Here is a 2,666-nt window from a genome sequence, read left to right as displayed (position 1 = left end):
TGAAATGCTGCAAATACATCTTCAATAGCTAAGAATAGCCCTACAAGTGGGAATTTAGTAGCAAGTGCCAAACCACCTATAACCTTAAATGCTGTTTTTGCTCCATCTGGTAAAGCATTAAAACCTTTTTTTATATCTCTAAAAACTCCCATAAAAGTATCTACAAAACTTCCACCAGCTTTGAATACTTTTGTTATCATATCTTGAATACCTTCTGCATTGTCTGCTATAAGTTCCCAAAACTTTGCTCTTGTATCTCTTATAGACATCCCCCAAACCTCATATAAATCACCTATTCTGTTTTTGGCAGATGTTATTTTACCCTCAGGAGTTTTTAAAATTTCTTTGTTTTTGTATGAAAAGCTTAAGCCTTCAACCCTCATCCGCGCCCCTTATTTAGCACGATCGCTAGGAAAAACAGCGCCCCGATGAAGGAGGTGATTATGCCGATAGGAAAGATTACGCCGCTTATTAAATTTTTACTCAAAATCGATGAAAATGAAAGAAGCAGAGCTCCTATCAGAGCCGAAAACGGAAGGAAAAATCTCTGCTCCGCGCCTATTAAAATTCTAGATATGTGCGCTCCTAGTAGTCCAACAAAGCCGATCGTACCTACGAAACAGACGCAAGTAGCGGTTAGGACCGAGGCTAAGATCAGCATTTTTATTTTAAAAGAGTGCACGCAAACGCCCATGCTTTGAGCTATTTCGTCGCCTAGCAAGACCGCGTTAAAGCTCCAGGCATTGTAAAGCGATATGAAAAATGCCGCCGCAAATCCCGCGAGCATAATCGATAAGCTCGCGTAATTCGCCTTCGAAAGCGAGCCGAAGGTCCAAAAAACAATACTCGAAACCTCCGCTTCATCCGCGACGTATATCACGAAGGCCTGCAAGCTCTGATAGATAAAAACCAAAATGATCCCTATTAAAATGATGCCCGAAGAGCCTAAATTTATGCGATTTGATAAGCGGTATATGAAAACGATGCTTAAAATAGCGAAGAAAAATGCAAAAAATCCTATGCTTAAAAAATTCCCCGCAAAAAACACTATGCCGACGGCGGCTCCAAAGCCTGCTGCAGAGCCCACTCCTAGAGTGTAGGGGCTAGCGAGCGGATTTGCTAACAGGGTCTGCATGACGGCGCCGCTAAGTCCTAGGCTTGCTCCCGCTAAAACGGCCGCTATCGCCGCAGGTAGCCTCATATTAAAGACTATAACGCTTAGATTTTTATCTGCGCTGCGCGAAAAAAAGGATTGTAAAATTTCAAAAAAACCGTAGTTTGCGGGCCCGTTTGCTATATCAAGTATAAATAAAACAAATAAAAGCCCCGTGCCGCAGCATATTAATAAAATTTTTCTAAAGACGAGGCTTTTATAAAATTCTGCGGACATTAAAAATCAATCATCCACGTTCCGCTAAATTCGACCGGATAAAATTTATCGAAAAATTCCTTCAGCTCTGCGGCAGGATCTATATCTGCAAAGAGCTCGGGATGTATTTTTTTCGCGAAAAATAAAATCCCCGCAAAATCGAAAATATGCCTGCTTAGATCGTGATAGATCGCGTAAATTTTATGATTTTTGACGGCGTTTATGTTTTGCCAGCCGCTCCTTTGGGCGTAATCATTAAAATTTGCCGCGGCCTCCTGCTTGCTTACGCCGTAGCCTAGCGGGATGTTCTTGCCGCCGTTTGGAAAATAATTCCCCGCAAATATGATAATATCGGGATTTTTATTGACTATAAATTCCGGATTGAGCGGCGAGGAGGCGCCTTTTATCAGCCCTTTTGCGATATTTTCTCCGCCGGCGGCGCCGACGAAGGCTCCCCACATCTTATCGTCATACGATACGCCGAAAACGCTAGCGCCCGCCTTTTCGCTAAATTCTACGTAAACTTTGGGCTTGGTCGTATTTTTGGCTTTGGCGAGCCTTTGTTCTACGAGCTCGAATTTTGATTTATAAAATTTATTCACTTCGGCTATCCTGTCTTGCTTACCAAAAATTTCGCCTAGAATTTCCATGCTTTTCATGTGGTTTTGTAAATTTTCATCATGAAAATCTACGAACACCGCAGCAATGCCCGAGCTATCTAAATTTTTCAAATTTTGCTTAACTTTTTCGTAATCGTTTTTTGCAAACAAAACCACATCGGGCTTTAGCGAGACGATGCGCTCGAACGATAGAGTGTTTTTGCCGACGTAGCCCACATCGGGGATCTGATCTATGCTCGGAAATTTTTTCAAAAAAGCCTGCCACGTCGCTTCTCTGCGACCTTTCCAGTATCCTTTGGACCATCCTGCGATTTTCGAAACGCCCTCTTCACCCGTGGTTACGAAGTACTCTTCGAAATAAAACGTCAAAACGACCTTTTCTATCTTGTCCTTTACCTCAACCTGCCTGTCTAAAACGTCGGTGAGTGTAGCGGCGTTTGAAAAAACAAGCAGCAGCGATATAAATAAAATTTTTCTAACCATAATGAGACCTCCTTAAAACGGTTAAATTTCACCGCTATTATACCATAAATAATATTTTTTATAAAATAGTATTATAAAATATCTTTGCCGAAGGGTTAAATTTTACGACGCGCGATTTTGAATAAATTTCAATAAAATAATAAAAAGTATCAATATTTACAATATCTTTTCGTTCAATTTAGACTTCATTACAT

Annotated in this window: 3 protein-coding genes; all 3 read right to left on the bottom strand. The window is 41.0% G+C overall.

Going from position 1 to position 2,666, the window contains the following annotated elements; genetic code table 11:
• Nucleotides 1–383 (bottom strand): hypothetical protein (locus tag Q0413_RS02760; protein WP_298987061.1); only part of this gene is annotated, 383 nt, incomplete at its 3' end.
• Nucleotides 380–1,390, bottom strand: coding sequence for an iron ABC transporter permease (locus Q0413_RS02755; protein ID WP_298987058.1), 1,011 nt, complete (start codon nt 1,388–1,390; stop codon nt 380–382). The genes Q0413_RS02760 and Q0413_RS02755, both read right to left, overlap by 4 nt.
• Complete coding sequence (locus Q0413_RS02750; RefSeq protein ID WP_298987055.1) at nt 1,390–2,472, bottom strand: ABC transporter substrate-binding protein; 1,083 nt, start codon at nt 2,470–2,472, stop codon at nt 1,390–1,392. The genes Q0413_RS02755 and Q0413_RS02750 overlap by 1 nt, the downstream gene beginning before the upstream one ends.
• Nucleotides 2,473–2,666 lie beyond the last annotated feature (194 nt).

The organism is uncultured Campylobacter sp., from assembly GCF_938045465.1.
Taxonomy (GTDB): Bacteria; Campylobacterota; Campylobacteria; order Campylobacterales; family Campylobacteraceae; genus Campylobacter_B.
Note: the sequence above shows the minus strand (reverse complement) of the source record. Positions and strands in the feature narration are given on the sequence as shown.